Raw genomic sequence first — 17,053 nt, forward strand, 5'->3', positions numbered from 1 at the left:
CATCCACCCCTTCGGATTTTACTTTGTTTTACTACGAAAATAAAAAGTAGGCCGTTTGTCAGTTCAAGTAGCAAGAGCTTTGATTTAGTTTTTTTATTATAATTAAACTTGAAAATAGGAGTTAGGCTTATTATTCATTTAACTACATATACTTAGTAAATAACAATCTAAAGCTCCTCACTTTGGATAAAGGGAGGTGGCTCATCTGAACGCAGAGAAGATGAGACGGAGGGTTTGAAAGTAGCAAGAGTAAGTTTGTAAATTGCAAACTCCCTGCCCGACAGTGTCATTCAGGCAGGTCCGTCCAAACTGCGTCTGCCCATGCCCACGCGCCAGCTCGCCCCTTCGCTAAAATAGTCCACAGGACTATTTTTATACGCTCGGTCGCATCTGAAGAGGGAGCCGTGAAGTTAATGTTAAATGAATCTAGAAATACTCGCTATAAATATATAATCTTATAAAACAATTATTCTGAAGTTAGGAGACATGTAATTCCTCTTTTTATAAACCTTAGAATTTATCTAAAAATACTAAAATCTAATTTTAAGGAAAACACATTGGAATACAGAGCGATACTTTGGTCGCCAATATCTGTAAAGGCATAATCTACTTGAATGCCTTTGTATTTAAATCCGACACCCATACTAGGCTGAAAGCTTACGCGTTGGTTATTATCTATTTGTAATTCATTTTGAAAATTACCAAGTCCTGTTCTTAGATAAATCATATCTATATAACCAAACTCCAATCCTAAAGCGGGATTTACACTGGCAAAAGAAGTGGAAATGATATCGTTATTTTGTTCAAAACGAATGTTTAAATCCACTTCGGCTAATAGAGAATAATCATATCTGATAATAAACTTTTTAGAGACGCCAAATTGTAGCTTAGGGATGGTTATTTCTGTGGTTTCCGGAAGTTCCTGGTTCTGACCTTCCACGGCATCCTGAATGGTGGCATAAGCGTCTTCGTTTATATTCCAGGTATTAAAAGTGGTGGTGATATCTCGGGCCATGATACCAAACTTCCAGTCGTTTTTTGTTTGAAACTGAATGGCTGCATCTAAGCCAAAACCCCAAGAGGAAGCAAAGTCGCCAATAATACGACGGATGACTTTGGCATTGATTCCATAATTTAAACCATCTAATGGCAGTTTTCTGGCATAGGAAAAGGTAACTCCGTAATCTGCTGTAGAGAACAAGCTAATTCTATCGTAATTAATGTTTCCTTGCTCGTCTATAAGTTGGGTGGTATTTAAGATATCATCAACGGCAAAACGTATCAGGGAGATTCCCAGGGCGCTTTTATCGTCTATAGGCATAGCAAAGCCTATATAATCGTAATTAGCAATACTTTCAAAATAACTGGAGTGCATTAAGGCAAGTTGCTTGTCTTCCACATGTACTAAACCGGCAGGATTCCAATAGCCTGAATTCACATCGGCAGAATGGGCTGTAACAGCATTTCCCATCCCTAAAGCAGCTGCATCAACCCCAATATTCATGAACTCGTTGGAGTATTTCCTAACTGCTTGTCCGAAAACGGTTATTGAAATAAAAAGAAGGATCGTTGTTAGTTTTGTCTTCAAATGCTAGATTATTTCTGCAAATATGCCATAATTTTTCAACATATTAAACTTGAAAATGCGCTACTTATTGTATTATATTAGTATTAGACGAAAATAGTTTGTTATTTTTACCACAATTAAGTCCTAATTCATGAAAAAACAGATCCCGAATTTCGTTACACTTTTAAACTTGTTTTCTGGTTGTATTGCTGTCTTGTTTGCAGTTAATAATCATTTTGTAGCAGCAGCTATCTTTGTGGCTCTTGGTATTTTCTTCGACTTTTTTGATGGCTTATTAGCCAGGAAGCTAAACGTACAAAGTGCTATTGGGATTCAGTTAGATTCTTTGGCAGATATGGTTACGAGTGGATTGGTGCCTGGAATTATTATGTTTAAACTGTTAAACTTAGCTGTGGGAGAGCCGGATATGACTTATGCCACGGACGATTGGAATAGTGTTTTAGGCTTTCAGGGCTTTGAATTTGCGTCTATTGCGCTTATTGGTTTTTTTATTACCTTGGCTTCCGCATATAGATTGGCGAAATTTAATATTGACGAAGACCAACAATCTTATTTTAAAGGATTGCCAACACCTGCAAATACCTTATTAATTCTCTCTTTGCCTTTAATATTAGAATTTCAAAACAACGATTTAATCAATTCGATTATTTTAAATCCCTGGTTTTTAATTGTTCTAACTTTTGTGAGTTCGTACTTATTGGTGTCGAATATCAAATTGTTTGCTTTAAAATTTAAAGACTATAGTTTTAAAAATAATGCCATTCGCTATATTTTTATAATTCTTTGTGTTGTATTCCTAGTGATATTTCAATTTGCTGCTATTCCTCTGATTATTCTGTTTTATATTGGCTTGTCTTTAGTAAACCAATCTAAAATTTCTTAAGTTTTACGTGTAGAGGTTCTTCACTTCGTTCCGAATGACAGGGCTCAGAATGATGTTGTTATTCCGATGTTAGGAGGAATCTCTTAATTTTAGTTAACAAATTTAAGCATCGAGATTCTTCAGTGGTGCCTCCTTCAGCATGACAGGATTTAGAATGACATGCTGCGCTTAGAATACCCTAATGTTGTTTTGAAAACGAGAAAAAAAGTAGATAGTTATACCCGTAGTTATTTATTCTATATTAGTTTTGTCTTAAACAAACTAAAGATACAAGAGCATGGCTTCAGGATTTTTTGCCTTATTAGACGATATTGGTGTTCTTATGGACGATGTGGCGGCCATGAGTAAAATAACTACTAAAAAAACGGCTGGAATTTTAGGAGATGATTTGGCTGTGAATGCCGAGAAAGCATCCGGCTTTGTGTCTTCCAGAGAAATTCCTGTTTTATGGGCTATTACCAAAGGTTCCTTTTTAAATAAACTGATTATTTTGCCAGCTGCTTTTCTTCTAAGTGCCTTTTTACCTTGGGCTGTGACGGTTATTTTGGTTCTAGGTGGAATATATCTGGCCTTTGAAGGTGCCGAAAAAGTGTATGAGTTTATTGTGCCGCATAAAGACCCTGTTGTAATTGCTGAGGTGGAAGACGTATCCGAGTCTGAAGTTCTGGACATGGAGAAAAAGAAAATTAAGTCGGCCATTCTAACCGATTTTATCCTGTCTGTTGAAATTGTCATTATCGCTTTAGGAACGGTGGTGGGAAAAGATTTACTCTTTCAAATCTTAGTGGTTTCTATAGTGGCAATTATCGCCACTATTGGAGTTTATGGGATTGTAGCGCTTATTGTACGCATGGACGATTTTGGTCTGCGCTTAATACAAATGGATCATGGGAAAGGCTTTCTTAGAGCTGTTGGAAACTTTTTAGTTCAGGCTTTACCTAAAGTAATTAAATCGCTTTCTGTAATTGGCACTATTGCTTTATTGTTGGTTGCTGGTGGGATTTTTGTTCATAATATCCAATTTTTACATCATGTTATGGAATCGTGGCCGAGTCTGATAAGAGATTTCCTGGTTGGTTTGGGCGTCGGACTCATTGCTTTATTTTGTTTTAAAGCGATTATGTGGGTTATTGGGATGATACGTGGGTGATGTAGTTTTCAGTCTCAGTCTCAGTCTCAGTCTCAGTCTTCAGTGGTTTTCAAACTCCCTGCCCGACGGTGTCATTCAGGCGGGCCTGCCCGAATGCCGGACATAATGGGAGGCAGGTAGGGGTTTGTTTTTTGCCTGTTTGTCCATACGTTTAGTAGGGGTAACTTGTGGATTTACTCTCTAATTTTCTTTCTACGCAGCTCGAAATTCTGACCTAAATAGACTTTTCTAACCATTTCGTCGTTTGCTAACTCTTCAGGTTCTCCAGCTTTTAAGATACTTCCTTCAAACATTAAATAAGTTCTATCTGTTATGGCTAAAGTTTCCTGTACGTTGTGGTCTGTTATTAGAATACCAATATTCTTTTTAGTCAGTTGGGCTACAATACGTTGGATATCTTCTACAGCTACTGGATCTACACCTGCAAAGGGTTCGTCTAATAAAATAAAACTAGGGTCTGTAGCGAGAGCTCTGGCAATCTCGGTTCTTCTACGCTCTCCACCAGATAATAAATCGCCTCGGCTTTTACGTATATGTCCCAAGCCAAACTCATCAATTAAGGACTCCATTTTATCTAGTTGTTCTTTCTTACTAAGCTTGGTAAGTTGTAGCACGCTTAAAATATTATCTTCAATACTTAATTTTCTAAAAACAGAAGCCTCTTGAGCCAAATATCCAATTCCATTTTGGGCGCGTTTATACATGGGGTATTTGGTAATGTTTGTTTTATCCAGAAAAATATTACCACCGTTGGGTTTAATTAAGCCAACAATCATATAAAAAGAGGTGGTTTTTCCGGCGCCATTAGGACCTAATAGTCCAACAATTTCACCCTGATTAACTTCAAGAGAAACATCTTTTACCACTTTTCGTCCGCTATAGGACTTCATTAAATTTTCGGCTTTTAACTTCATAGAACTAGGTAATAGGTGCTAAAGTAGTAAATTAGACAGACAGTCTGAAGATTCTACTTTTATTTATTAAAAGTTTAACGGCTTTCTTCTAAAGCATCCCAAAACTCGTAAGCCCGACGTAAATGAGGGATGACTATAGTACCTCCAACTAGGGTTGCAATACTTAAAGCTTCGACAACCTCTTCTTTGTTTAAGCCTGCTTTATGACTGCTTTCTAAGTGATACTTAATACAGTCGTCGCAACGCAATACGGTGGAAGCTACCAAACCTAAGAGTTCTTTAGTTTTAACATCTAAAGCTCCTTCTTGATAGGCATTGGTGTCTAGATTAAAAATGCGTTTGATAACCTTATTGTTATCTGCCAGAATATTTTCGTTCATTTTAGAACGATATTCATTGAATTCCTTAACTAGATGTGACATCTCTTTTCTCTTTTTTCTTTTGATTTTTAACGACTATTCTAGAAATATAAATACTTACCTGATACAATACTAGAATAGGAATTGCTACAATAACCTGACTGGCAATATCCGGAGGCGTAATGATAGCCGAAAGTATTAGAACAATTACTAATGCAAACTTTCTATATTTCTTTAAAATCTCCGGGGTTACCAAACCTATTTTGGTTAGGAAGTAAATAATAATGGGTAGCTCGAAAATAATTCCCGATGCTAATGCCGAAGACCTGACTAAAGAGATATAAGAACTAATGTCTATTTCGTTTGAAATTTCGCTACTTACACTATAGGTCCCTAAGAAGTTAATAGATAATGGCGTTACAATATAATAACCAAATAAAACCCCTAAAAAGAAAAGTAAGGTAGAGATAACAATAAACCCTTTAGAATATCTGCGTTCAGTTTCGTGTAAACCTGGGCTTAAGAACTTCCAAAACTGATAGATAACATACGGGAAGGCAATAACTAGACCCGCATAAATAGAGGTCCATATATGAGCAGAAAACTGTCCTGCCATGGTTCTGTTTTGAATTCTAAAAGGAAATTCGTCTAAACAGAAAGTGGTGTCAATTCCTATAAGTTGCGACATATTGCAGAGCCACTTATAAGTAGGGAAACTCATTCTTTTAGGTCCGAATATAATGGTATCGAAAATAAAATTTGAAAATATAAACGCTACCGCCCCAGCAATTAAAATAGCTATGGTAGCTCGTATTAAATGCCAGCGTAAATCCTCTAAATGGTCGAGGAAAGACATCTCGTTCACATTTTTCTTTGCCATTATAAAATGCCTTCTTTAATTAAATCGTGAACATGAACCACCCCAGCATAAACGCCTTTGTCTTCTACTAGTAATTGGGAGACACCATGCTTTTCCATAAGTTCCATAGCATCTACAGCCATGGCATTAGAATGGATGGTTTTTGGATTATCGCTCATTATATCTTTGGCTGTTAAACTGTGAAAGTCGTCCGTCTTAGATAGCATACGTCTTAAATCCCCATCGGTAATAATACCAATAATTTTACAAGCATCAACTACCGCCGTTACCCCCAGCATTTTTTCGGTAATTTCAATAATCACATCTTTTAAACTAGTTTGCAGATGTACTTGTGGTTTTTCGTTAACATTAGACATATCGCTCACACGCAAATACAATTTCTTGCCTAAAGCACCTCCTGGATGGTATTTGGCGAAATCCTTGCTTGAAAAGCCACGTTTTTCTAAGAGGCAGATAGCTAAAGCATCGCCCATAACTAATTGAGCGGTGGTACTGGTAGTTGGAGCCAGGTTATTAGGGCAAGCTTCTTTTTCAACAAAGGTGTTTAAAACATAATCGGCTTGTTTCCCTAGAAAAGACTCTTTATTTCCAGTAATGGCAATCATTTTATTCTTGGCATTCTTAATAAGAGGAACCAGAACCTTTATTTCTGGTGTATTTCCGCTTTTAGAGATACAAATAACCACATCGTCTTCAAGAATTAAGCCTAAGTCACCATGAATGGCATCTGCAGCATGCATAAAAACAGCTGGAGTTCCAGTAGAATTTAAAGTAGCTACAATTTTGGTTGCTATAATGGCACTTTTACCAATTCCGGTAATAATAACACGGCCTTTAGAGTTGTAAATAAGCTCTACACTAGCTGCAAATTCTTCGTCTATATAACGAGATAGATTAAAAATGGCTTTGCTTTCCATTTCAATCGTTTGTTTAGCAGTATGTATAATAGAATTCTGCTTGTTCAAAATTTATTATTTTTTTGGGTTGATGCTTTTAAAGAATTTCATATCTTTAAAGTTATTCAAACTTCTCAAAATTTGTCTTCGTATAAAAACGCTACAAAGCTAACGAAAAAAACTTGAGAGGTTTGTAAATACGAACTATAATTAATAGCAATTTAATTTTAGTGTATTGAAGAAAGTGTAAATTAAAATTAAAAAGATTCATGTCAATTACTGAACAAGACTTACATCAAGCTTTAAAAACATATTTTGGCTTTAGTAAGTTCAAGGGATTACAAGAAAAAGTTATTACAAGCCTTTTGGCTAAAAACGACACCTTTGTAATCATGCCCACGGGCGGTGGTAAATCCTTATGCTACCAGTTACCTGCGCTTATGCAAGAAGGTACAGCTATTATTGTTTCTCCTTTAATTGCCTTAATGAAAAATCAAGTAGATGCTATACGAGGCATCTCTAAAGATGAAGGTATTGCGCATGTATTAAATTCATCTTTAAATAAGACTGAAATTAAGCGTGTTAAGGAAGATATAGTTAATGGGGTAACAAAACTGCTTTACGTAGCTCCAGAGTCGCTTACAAAAGAGGAGAACGTCGAGTTTTTGCGTTCTGTTAAAATCTCTTTTATGGCTGTAGATGAAGCGCATTGTATAAGTGAATGGGGTCATGATTTTAGGCCAGAATACCGGAACTTAAAAAATATTATCCAACGTATTGGCGATAATATTCCAATTATAGGTCTTACTGCTACTGCTACTCCAAAAGTACAGGAAGATATTTTAAAGAATTTAGGCATTCCAAATGCCACCACTTTTAAGGCCTCTTTTAACAGACCTAATTTGTATTATGAGGTACGTCCAAAAACCAAACAGGTAGATGCGGATATTATTAGATTTGTTAAACAAAACAGCGGGAAATCGGGCATTGTATATTGCCTAAGTAGAAAGCGGGTAGAAGAATTGGCGCAAACTCTCCAGGTAAACGGGGTTAAAGCCGTGCCTTACCATGCCGGCTTGGATGCTAAAACTAGATCTAAGCATCAAGATATGTTTCTAATGGAAGATATTGATGTGGTGGTAGCAACCATTGCTTTTGGTATGGGAATAGACAAGCCAGATGTGCGTTTTGTAATTCATCACGATATTCCTAAAAGTATAGAGAGTTATTATCAAGAGACTGGTCGTGCGGGTAGAGATGGAGGCGAAGGGCATTGCCTGGCATTTTATGCGTATAAAGACATTGAGAAATTAGAAAAGTTTATGTCTGGAAAACCTGTTGCCGAGCAAGAAATTGGTCATGCTTTATTGCAGGAGGTTGTAGCCTATGCCGAAACATCTATTTCTAGAAGGAAATTTATTCTGCATTATTTTGGAGAAGAATTTGATAACGAAACAGGTGAAGGTGGCGATATGGACGACAATGTTCGTTTTCCAAAAAAGAAACACGAAGCTCAAAATGAAGCTAAATTGGTGTTAGAAACTGTTAATGCGACCAAAGAAAAGTATAAGACAAAAGATTTGGTTAGTGTAATTACAGGAAAGGCTAATGCCTTGATTAAATCTCATAAAACCGACGAGCTACCATTTTTTGGAAAGGGAAAATCCAAAGAAAAAAGCTATTGGATGGCGCTGGTAAGACAATTATTAGTAGCAGGGTATTTAAAAAAGGATATTGAAACCTATGGCGTTATAAAAATTACAGATGCTGGAAATAGTTTTATAAAAAACCCAGAATCTTTTATGATGACCGAAGATCATGTTTTTGATAGCTCTGGCGACGATAGTATTATTACTGCAGCTAAAGGTGGAGGTGCTGTAGCAGACGAGGTGCTTATGAATATGCTTAAAGATCTACGAAAAAAAAATGCTAAAAAGCTGGGCGTTCCTCCTTTTGTTATTTTTCAAGATCCGTCTTTAGAAGATATGGCTCTTAAATATCCGTTAACTATTGAAGAATTGAGTAATGTCCATGGTGTAGGAGATGGGAAAGCTAAAAAGTATGGCCCAGATTTTTTAACACTTATTGCGAAGTATGTAGATGAAAACGACATTGAACGTCCAGACGATATGATTGTGAAATCTACGGGAACGAATTCAGCATTAAAACTTTATATTATTCAAAATATTGATAGGAAATTGCCTTTGGATGATATTGCTTCTGCTAAAGGCATGGAAATGCCCGACTTTATAAAGGAAATGGAAGCTATTGTCTTTTCTGGAACCAAACTGAATATCAATTACTGGTTAAATGATATTTTAGATGAAGAGCAACAAGAAGAGATTCACGAGTATTTTATGGAAGCTGAAACCGATAAAATAGACGAGGCTATAGACGAGTTTGATGGAGATTATGATGATGAAGAACTGCGTTTGTACCGTATTAAGTTTATTAGTGAGGTGGCGAACTAGGTGTGAGGTGTGAGAGATTAGGTGTTGAGTTAGAAAATAGATAATAGAAAACAGACTTAAAAATGGTTTATGAGATTATGCTTTTTTTTAATTGCTCGTATTTTTATTTTAATAGAATCTAGGTCTCTGTGTAGCTCTGTGGCATAATATCTTAATAAAATCCTAGAATTTTATGTGTTATCATTATTTGAGTCTATTTTATTAAATAACATTATGATTCATTTTTAATTATAAATTATTCATTCTTAATTCCATTGATTATCTTTGCACTTTCATTAAAAAAATAAAAAATGCAAGACGGTTTATACGCAAAATTCAACACCAATAAAGGAGAGATATTAGTTGCTTTAGAGTTCAAAAAAACACCTGGAACAGTAGGTAATTTTGTTGCTTTAGCAGAAGGAAATATGGAGAATTCCATAAAACCTCAAGGCAAGCCTTACTACGATGGGCTTAAGTTTCATCGGGTAATTCCAGATTTCATGATTCAAGGTGGATGTCCGCAAGGTTCAGGAACAGGAAATCCAGGCTATAAGTTTGACGATGAGTTTCATCCAGATTTAAAGCACGATGCACCAGGAATTTTATCTATGGCTAATGCTGGACCTGGAACCAATGGCTCTCAATTTTTTATAACACATGTTGAAACTCCTTGGTTAGATAATAACCATACAGTTTTTGGAAAAGTTATTGAAGGGCAAGACGTAGTAGATGCTATTGCTCAGGGAGATGAAATAGAAACTCTTGAAATTGTAAGAGTAGGAGCAGATGCAGAGGCGTTTCACGCCATTGAAGCTTTTAGAACTTTTGAAGGAGCACGCGAAAAACGTATTACAGAAGAGCGCGAAGCTAAAAGAGCAGAATTAGATAAGTTAGCAGAAGGTTTTGAAGAAACAAATAGCGGTTTGCGTTATCAAATTCTACAAAAAGGAACAGGAACAAAAGCTGAAAAAGGAAAAACAGTTGCTGTGCATTATAAAGGACAATTGGCTGATGGAACGGTTTTCGATTCGTCTTATAAACGCAAACAACCTTTAGAATTTCCAGTAGGCGTAGGACAAGTAATTTCAGGATGGGATGAAGGAATTCAACTTTTACAGGTTGGAGATAAAGCCAGATTAGTAATTCCAAGCGACTTAGCCTATGGAAGTCAAGGTGCTGGTGGTGTTATTCCTCCAGATGCTACTTTAATTTTTGATGTAGAATTAATGGATGTTCGTTAAGTAGTATATTCTTTTAAGAAATTATAAAAAAAGCATTGAAATTTTAATTTCCGTGCTTTTTTTTTATGTCTTAAGTTTACGGTTGAGAAAAAATGATTAACTTTTTATCCAATTAGAATGAGATACATGAAAACTATTAGTTCCCTTTGTCTATCTTTTATGTTCACTTTGACGACGTTTTCTCAAGAACGTTTTTTAAGTGTTGCCTCAAAAGATTCTATTAACAATCGTCCTAAGTTTACAACAAGTCTAGGTGTTAATATGAAGCTCAATGGCTATTACGATATTTTTGGAGGTTTAAATGATAATGACACCTTTAATGTGGGGCATATTAATGTTTTTGGAAATGACGATTCTAATAGTTTAAATGTTGATATGTATCAAACACAAATAAACTGGACATCCGAATTTGTGTTAGAAAATGGAAAAGTAATAAAAGCTGTAGTAGAATCAGATTTTTGGGGAGGTAATGGTCGTGTTAGATTAAGAAAAGCTTATATAGAATCTGAACATTGGCAAATAGGACAAACATGGAATAATTTTGGCGATGCAGATTTGTGGCCTAATATCATGGAGTGGGAAGGGCCACCGTCTGGCGTTTGGTTAAGAAATCCGCATATTAAATACATGAACTCTTTTAAAAACCCTAACTGGATTTATGAAATTAGTATCGAAGCCCCAATGACAGACTATACACGCTTTGATGATTTAGAACCTTTGGTAGAAAAAGCCAATCAAACCACACCAGATTTAACTTTTGCTGTTTCTTATAAGAAAGATTGGGGACATATTCGAGCTGTATCTTTACTTAGAAATGTGCGGTATAAGCTAGAGGGAGAAACGGACAATTTTATAGGTTACGGATTTGGTTTAAGTGGGATTTATAAAGTTTCTAAAAATAATTTTCAATTTCAAATTACAGGCGGAAAAGGCATTACTTCTTATTTAACTACTATTTCCGGTTCGGGGTACGATGGTTACCCTACAAACAGTCATTCAATGAATGCAACTCCATCCTTTGGGGGCTGGATGGCTTACGAGTATTTCTTTTCTAAAAAATGGCATAGTAATTTAGTGGTGGGCTCCACATATTTTCAATTAAAAGATTTAGAACGTTATATTCTAACCGGAGAAGAACTATTGCCAGAAGTTTATTTAAATGGAAATGTAGAACACAGACACTATTATTTGCTTTTTAATACAATGTACGATTTAATGGATAGGTTAACCTTAGGGATAGAATTAGATTATGGTGTTAAAAATTTAAAAGCTAGTGGAACTTTACATGAGGTTTTTGTGGACGACAGCCTTTCTAGAGATGCTATGCGTATTAGCTTTGGATTTATGTTTTATTTTTAACCTAATAAGAGACTGTTTTAATTAGTTTCTCCTGCAGAAGAGGCTTCTTTTTCTCGTGCTTTTTTGCTCTTTCCGCTACCAATGGGAATACAAACCCCCAGGTAGATAGATCTGTTATAGTGCTTTCCTTGAGCCTCAACTTTATTAATGTTTACCAATCCGTAGTAATATTTCAGGTTGAGGTTCATTCCCATATTAGACATTAATTTATAGTTAATACTAGCCATTAATCCGGCATCTAAAGCCGTAGTTTGGTCTTTAATATCAAGGGAATAAGATAAGTCGTCGTTGTCCACAACTTTATTTGTAAATACGTCGTGAGCCTTATATCTTAAGCCAAGCATGGTACCCATTCCTAAGTAAAAACGCTGTCCGAGCTTTCTTTTAATAACTAAAGGAACATTAAAATAATTAATTTTTCTTTGAATAGAACCACTCTCGAAAGAAGCGTCTAATTCTGGGTTATTTAAACTGTAAACTTCTATGTCTTCGGCTCCCAGTGTAGATTTTACTATAACTCCGGTATTAAAAACCCATTTGGGATTTTGTTTAATATTGATATCGAAGTAAAATCCTAAGTAAAAATTAGAACTAATTTGCGAGGGGGTTCCTTTTAAGTACGGAAAATTAGCTCCCCCATCTAAGCCAAATTCTATGTTTTCAGAATTTAATTTATCTCCAAACAAAAGCGATATTAATACCTGCGATTGTACTTTAGAGCTTGTTAATACAAGTATAAACAAGAGAATAAAATATCTTTTCATTGTTATTAGTATAGTTAGATACTACAGTTTAATTCCTTATTTTGATAAGCAGATTTAATAAAAATCATTTAAAAGCATGTAATATCAAAACAAAAGTAATTTTATTTTAACATAACTGAATACTTAAGTGGAGTTTTTATTGAGACAGCAAATATTATTAATAAACTGTATATCGTTTTTTTAGACAGATAGTTTTATCTTTATAAACTAAGAAATCTTATATGACCAACCAATTTATTGCGCACATGGCAACTACAATAACTAGGGTGATTTTAGTGAGTTTTACACATAGAACCACTCATTTTCTAGGTGTATGCTTAGTGTTTTTATTGCCTTTTCATATTTTTTCTCAAGACAATACTAAATCTCAAGAAAGTACAAAACCTAAAGTAGCTTTGGTTTTAAGTGGAGGTGGCGCTAAAGGGATTGCTCATATTCCTCTTTTACAAACTTTGGACAGTCTAGGCATTGTTCCAGATTTAATAGTTGGCACAAGTATGGGAAGTATTGTGGGCGGACTTTATGCTATGGGATATTCAGGAGACAGTATAGCTTCTATTGCAAGGCAGGCTAACTGGAATAAACTGTTAGGAAGTGAGACCTCTCTAAAAAGTGTTGGCGTAGAAGAGAAAAGTGAATATGGAAGATATTTGTTAAGCTTAGACCTGATAAAAGGAAAACCAAGAATAAAGCCTTCATTATTAAAAGACCAGAACCTTAGAGAGTTTTTATCGGGACTCATGTATCCCGTATATAATATTACCAATTTTGATGATTTACCTATTCCTTTTAGAGCTATTGCAACAGACCTTGTTAAAGGAGAAGTGGTAGTTATGGGAGAAGGATCTTTAGAAATAGCACTTCGAGCAAGTATGTCTATTCCAAGTATTTTTCAACCAGTTGCTCATAATGAAACCTTATTAGTAGATGGTGGAATTATGGATAATTTTCCAACAGATATAGCTAAAGAATTAGGGGCAGATATTATTATAGGAAGCGATGTTGGAGGAGGCTTAGAACCTAAAGAAAAGTTAGATAATATAGCAACCATTTTGTTTCAAACGTCTATGCTAACCAGTAACCTTAAAGATTCTTCGAATAGAGAATTATGCGATATTTTAGTAGATCATATAGGAAATCTAACCTATTCTACGGGCGATTTTACGGCAGCTAATATTATTTATAAACAAGGAGAAATAGGACTTAATAAAAATATTGAAGCCTTATCCGTATTGGCAGAAGACCTGAAAAGATATAATCAACGAGAACATAGCTTACCGGATGTAGAAGACACCTTTGTTTTTGAGGCTATTGAATATCATGATGTAAGTAGAGAGAATTTGAATTTATTAGAAGCAAGAATGAATATCAAGACGGATGAGAGCTATACTATTAGTCAGATTATTCAAGGAATTAATCGCGCTATGGGAACCCAGCTTTTTTCTAGAATTACTTATCATATCGCATATTTGGATGGGAAACACACTTTGCATTTTAATGGGGTTGAGAAAGCACGTGAGCAGTTAAGTGGAGCTATACATTATGATACCAATCAGGGCGTAGGCTTGGTGGTAAATTATACGGGAAGAAATATTTTAGGCTATTCTTCTAGGTCATTAGTGAGTTTAGACATAGCAGAAGAACCCAAATATAGGCTTCAATATCAACAAAGTATTGGAGCTACTAAATCCTGGTGGTGGCGCGCAGAAACTTTTGGTGAGCGCGTGGTGCAAAACTATTATAATAATGGAGCTAGTGGCGAAGATTTAAAAACTAGTTTTAATAGTTTTTATGTACAGCTTAATAAAAATCTGAATCCTTTAAATAATTATATAGGAGTGGATTTTAATTATGAATTTGTTAAAGCAAAACCCAAGCTCTCTCCAGATGTCAATAATAATGTATACGACTTAAGAAGCTATAAGTATAAAAACCTAGAGCTTAGCTTATTCTTCAATCACAATACCATGAACCGGGTTTTCTTTGCAACAACAGGAATTTACGCTCATGCCCGTATGGGGACCTCGCTTTGGAACCAAGTTAACGCAGAGTTTTATAACAACCCTGCAAACATTAAATCTAAACATTTACCAGTTTTTACTAAGCTTAGGCTTGAATTTGAAAATCGCTGGGCTATAAGTCTTAAAACATCATTAATTACCGGTGTTTCAAGTGGGATTTTGTTTGCGGATTCTTTGGAGAATGACCGAGTTTCATTCTATGATTACGGACAAGGAGGCAAATTTATGTTGGGAGGAAATTTAGTAAGTCCGGTACGAGATAAGTTTACTTTTTCTGGATTAGACAATTCGGAGTTGGTAGTCACCCAATTTGTTAAACTTAATATAGGTTCTCAATTTAACCTCTTAAATAATTTTTATGTCACCCCTTATATGAATTTTGCTTCTGTAGGATTTGGGAGTTTTGAAGATTATACCGAAGATGTTTTTGCACCCAAGGGAAGTTGGAAGAACACCGACGAAACGAGCTTTCTCTTTTCGGCAGGAACTACTATTTCTTATAACTCTCTTTTAGGTCCAGTGAACTTGGATTTTTCTTATATAAACGAAGAAAAAAAGGTGTCTGTATTTTTTAGTGTTGGTTTACGTTTACGAATTCCACATTAGGAGATTATCAGCTTTAGCTGTTTTATTTGCGTTCTGTTTTGTTAAAACGAAAAATTTAGATACTTAAAGTCAGTTGCTAATTGCTTTAAGAGTGCTTTTGTTGATAAACTTAATCTTATAGGCGCAGTTTTCCGTAGAACTATTTTGAATGCTGAGCGAGAACACAATTTCTTATTTTAAAGAATAATATATACAGGATAATTAGGCTTCTTTAAAGTCTTAATCATTCCCATAGACTAGATCTAAAAACTCCGGATTTGTAAGTTTTCCAAAGTAGTCTCCAACCTCAATATTTTGTAAGCTTTTGCCAATTTCATTTTTATCGTAAGCCACGCCAAGTAGCAAGTTCTCGATATCTGCCACAGGTTTTGTTCCAAAAAAGTCGCCAAACACCTTAAACTCTGTAATAAGCCCCTTTTCAACAAAAATACGAAGATCGATTTCTCCAACCGGAAAGCGCTTATTGCGTTGGATGTTGAATTTAGGAGAGCGTCCAAAATTCCAATCCCATAAATCGTATTTCTCGGCTTTCAACTGGTGTACAGCTTCCCATTCGGCTTCGGTTAATTTATAGGTTTCAAAAGGTTCGCTAGCTTCATATAAACCTGTAAGAATTTGGTTTTTGAATGCTTCCATAGTGATTGGGTTTTCTAGGAATTCGCTAATATTAGCCACACGACTTCTAACAGATTTATGTCCTTTAGAAGCTATTTTACTCATTTTTACTTGCAGGGCTTTAACCACTTCGCTCATATCTGTATCTAATAATAAGGTTCCGTGACTAATCATACGTTTTCCAGTAGAAAATTGAGCAGTACCAGAAATTTTCTTGTCCTCGACTAGAATATCATTCCTACCTTTTAATTCGGCAGCAACCCCCATACTATTTAAAACACGAATAACGGGTGCTGTAAATTTTTTAAAGTTGCTAATACTTTTACCATCGTGATTGGTAATAAAGCTGAAATTTAAATTTCCTAAATCGTGATACACGGCACCACCACCAGAAATTCTTCTTACTATATGAATGTTGTTTTCTTCTGTGTACTCCTGATTAATTTCCTCTAAAGTGTTTTGGTTTCTTCCTATAATTATGGAAGGTTCGTTAATATAAAACAAAAGATAATCTGTAGAAGCATCAAAATTTCTTAATGCATATTCTTCTAGAGCTAAATTTAACTTCGGATTGGTATGGCCTTCGTTATCGATAAAAATCATGACGCTTTATTATTTTTTAGGTAGGATGCAAAGATAGTAAAATTGACTGGGAGCGATTTTATTGAGCCCTAAAATTCTTAGGTTATTTCTTATTAAATATCTCTTTAATCTAAGGGTAATAATTTTATAAAAATGTTACTTATGACATGAAACGTCATAAAATCTTCTTATAAAGCGCTGTACATTTGTACCATCAAACTGCTAGATTAGAGGTTAGTAGTTAGATAGTGTTAAATTGTTTTTGGATTAGGTTATACCAAGATTGATTAATAGCAAATAGTTTTTTTGGTTAATTGAGAAAGAGTTCTGCAGGAGTGTAGGACTCTTTTTTTTGTAAAAAATGAGCCTATTTTGTTGATAGGAATTTATATGTCTTCCTAAAAAAGACTTAGCTATTTTCATTAATAATCAATAAATTAAAGATTATCGGTTTTATTTTTTTATCTTGTTTCTTAATCAAAATTTTAAAATTCATGAAAAAAACTACTTTAGCTTTAGCATCTGCCTTATTCACTTTTGGGATGCAAGCCCAAACCTTTCCAAGTCCGTATTGTGATATTACAGACTCTGCCGAGGTTATTGTTGAAGAAATTACAAACGTTACTTTTGCAGGAACTAGTATGGTAAATGCTGATGCAACTACTGTTTTAATAGACGAAACAGCTACCATAGTCAATCTGGATGTAGGAGAGACTTATACCGTTTCGGTTGAAGGCGATAC

At 35.1% G+C, this 17,053-nt stretch carries 13 protein-coding genes and 1 pseudogene; 7 read left to right on the forward strand and 7 right to left on the reverse strand.

Annotated features, from left to right (window positions below; all coding sequences use genetic code 11):
- Window positions 1-517: 517 nt before the first annotated feature.
- A complete protein-coding gene (locus tag OS188_RS14260; protein ID WP_524500337.1) occupies window positions 518-1,588 on the reverse strand; it encodes a putative type IX sorting system protein PorV2 in 1,071 nt (356 codons plus the stop codon).
- A 130-nt stretch (window positions 1,589-1,718) separates the two neighbouring features.
- Here OS188_RS14260 and OS188_RS14265 point away from each other — a divergent pair, with 130 nt between their 5' ends.
- Complete coding sequence (locus OS188_RS14265; RefSeq protein WP_267149532.1) at window positions 1,719-2,471, forward strand: CDP-alcohol phosphatidyltransferase family protein; 753 nt, start codon at window positions 1,719-1,721, stop codon at window positions 2,469-2,471.
- A gap of 277 nt (window positions 2,472-2,748) precedes the next feature.
- Window positions 2,749-3,621, forward strand: a complete 873-nt coding sequence (locus OS188_RS14270; protein ID WP_267149533.1) for a DUF808 domain-containing protein — start codon at window positions 2,749-2,751, stop codon at window positions 3,619-3,621.
- A 173-nt stretch (window positions 3,622-3,794) separates the two neighbouring features.
- Here the strand turns inward: OS188_RS14270 and lptB are convergent, their stop codons facing one another.
- The 4 genes from lptB to OS188_RS14290 all read right to left on the reverse strand — a co-directional run bounded on the left by lptB (window position 3,795) and on the right by OS188_RS14290 (window position 6,691).
- Window positions 3,795-4,535 (reverse strand): LPS export ABC transporter ATP-binding protein, encoded by a 741-nt coding sequence (gene lptB, locus OS188_RS14275; RefSeq protein ID WP_267149534.1) that lies wholly within the window; start codon window positions 4,533-4,535, stop codon window positions 3,795-3,797.
- Window positions 4,536-4,609: 74 nt separating this feature from the next.
- Window positions 4,610-4,957 (reverse strand): carboxymuconolactone decarboxylase family protein, encoded by a 348-nt coding sequence (locus OS188_RS14280; RefSeq protein ID WP_267149535.1) that lies wholly within the window; start codon window positions 4,955-4,957, stop codon window positions 4,610-4,612.
- Window positions 4,941-5,774, reverse strand: coding sequence for a twin-arginine translocase subunit TatC (gene tatC / locus OS188_RS14285; RefSeq protein ID WP_267149536.1), 834 nt, complete (start codon window positions 5,772-5,774; stop codon window positions 4,941-4,943). Before tatC ends, OS188_RS14280 begins: the two co-directional genes overlap by 17 nt.
- Window positions 5,774-6,691, reverse strand: coding sequence for a KpsF/GutQ family sugar-phosphate isomerase (locus OS188_RS14290; RefSeq protein WP_416236552.1), 918 nt, complete (start codon window positions 6,689-6,691; stop codon window positions 5,774-5,776). Before OS188_RS14290 ends, tatC begins: the two co-directional genes overlap by 1 nt.
- Before the next feature lie 248 nt (window positions 6,692-6,939).
- Between OS188_RS14290 and recQ the strand changes: the two genes are divergently transcribed.
- The 3 genes from recQ (at window position 6,940) to OS188_RS14305 (ending at window position 11,723) form a co-directional block, all read left to right on the forward strand.
- Window positions 6,940-9,141, forward strand: coding sequence for a DNA helicase RecQ (recQ, locus tag OS188_RS14295; RefSeq protein WP_267149538.1), 2,202 nt, complete (start codon window positions 6,940-6,942; stop codon window positions 9,139-9,141).
- A gap of 290 nt (window positions 9,142-9,431) precedes the next feature.
- Window positions 9,432-10,364 carry a peptidylprolyl isomerase gene (locus OS188_RS14300; RefSeq protein ID WP_267149539.1) on the forward strand — a complete coding sequence of 311 codons (933 nt, stop codon included), beginning with the start codon at window positions 9,432-9,434 and terminating at the stop codon, window positions 10,362-10,364.
- A 126-nt stretch (window positions 10,365-10,490) separates the two neighbouring features.
- Complete coding sequence (locus OS188_RS14305; protein WP_267149540.1) at window positions 10,491-11,723, forward strand: DcaP family trimeric outer membrane transporter; 1,233 nt, start codon at window positions 10,491-10,493, stop codon at window positions 11,721-11,723.
- Window positions 11,724-11,740: 17 nt separating this feature from the next.
- On the opposite strand, the gene OS188_RS14310 is transcribed toward OS188_RS14305, so the two are convergent.
- Entirely contained in the window at window positions 11,741-12,487 is a 747-nt protein-coding gene (locus tag OS188_RS14310) for a porin family protein (RefSeq protein ID WP_267149541.1), read from the reverse strand.
- A 221-nt stretch (window positions 12,488-12,708) separates the two neighbouring features.
- Between OS188_RS14310 and OS188_RS14315 the strand changes: the two genes are divergently transcribed.
- On the forward strand, window positions 12,709-15,114 hold the full coding sequence (locus OS188_RS14315; protein WP_267149542.1) for a patatin-like phospholipase family protein: 2,406 nt from the start codon (window positions 12,709-12,711) through the stop codon (window positions 15,112-15,114).
- A 219-nt stretch (window positions 15,115-15,333) separates the two neighbouring features.
- Here OS188_RS14315 and lplA read toward each other — a convergent pair whose 3' ends face one another.
- Window positions 15,334-16,332 (reverse strand): lipoate--protein ligase, encoded by a 999-nt coding sequence (gene lplA, locus OS188_RS14320; RefSeq protein WP_267149543.1) that lies wholly within the window; start codon window positions 16,330-16,332, stop codon window positions 15,334-15,336.
- A gap of 473 nt (window positions 16,333-16,805) precedes the next feature.
- Here lplA and OS188_RS14325 point away from each other — a divergent pair.
- Window positions 16,806-17,053, forward strand: a pseudogene (locus OS188_RS14325) (T9SS type A sorting domain-containing protein); the annotation flags it as partial.

Source organism: Xanthomarina sp. F1114 (genome assembly GCF_026410255.1).
GTDB lineage: Bacteria > Bacteroidota > Bacteroidia > Flavobacteriales > Flavobacteriaceae > Xanthomarina.

Excerpts from the sequence above, each read along its gene's own strand:
- tatC (WP_267149536.1), bottom strand. The coding sequence starts at position 5,774 with ATGGCAAAGAAAAATGTGAACGAGATGTCTTTCCTCGACCATTTAGAG.
- OS188_RS14305 (WP_267149540.1), top strand. The coding sequence starts at position 10,491 with ATGAAAACTATTAGTTCCCTTTGTCTATCTTTTATGTTCACTTTGACG.
- OS188_RS14315 (WP_267149542.1), top strand. The coding sequence starts at position 12,709 with ATGACCAACCAATTTATTGCGCACATGGCAACTACAATAACTAGGGTG.
- OS188_RS14280 (WP_267149535.1), bottom strand. The coding sequence starts at position 4,957 with ATGTCACATCTAGTTAAGGAATTCAATGAATATCGTTCTAAAATGAAC.
- lptB (WP_267149534.1), bottom strand. The coding sequence starts at position 4,535 with ATGAAGTTAAAAGCCGAAAATTTAATGAAGTCCTATAGCGGACGAAAA.
- OS188_RS14300 (WP_267149539.1), top strand. The coding sequence starts at position 9,432 with ATGCAAGACGGTTTATACGCAAAATTCAACACCAATAAAGGAGAGATA.
- lplA (WP_267149543.1), bottom strand. The coding sequence starts at position 16,332 with ATGATTTTTATCGATAACGAAGGCCATACCAATCCGAAGTTAAATTTA.
- OS188_RS14270 (WP_267149533.1), top strand. The coding sequence starts at position 2,749 with ATGGCTTCAGGATTTTTTGCCTTATTAGACGATATTGGTGTTCTTATG.
- OS188_RS14290 (WP_416236552.1), bottom strand. The coding sequence starts at position 6,691 with ATGGAAAGCAAAGCCATTTTTAATCTATCTCGTTATATAGACGAAGAA.
- OS188_RS14310 (WP_267149541.1), bottom strand. The coding sequence starts at position 12,487 with ATGAAAAGATATTTTATTCTCTTGTTTATACTTGTATTAACAAGCTCT.
- OS188_RS14265 (WP_267149532.1), top strand. The coding sequence starts at position 1,719 with ATGAAAAAACAGATCCCGAATTTCGTTACACTTTTAAACTTGTTTTCT.
- recQ (WP_267149538.1), top strand. The coding sequence starts at position 6,940 with ATGTCAATTACTGAACAAGACTTACATCAAGCTTTAAAAACATATTTT.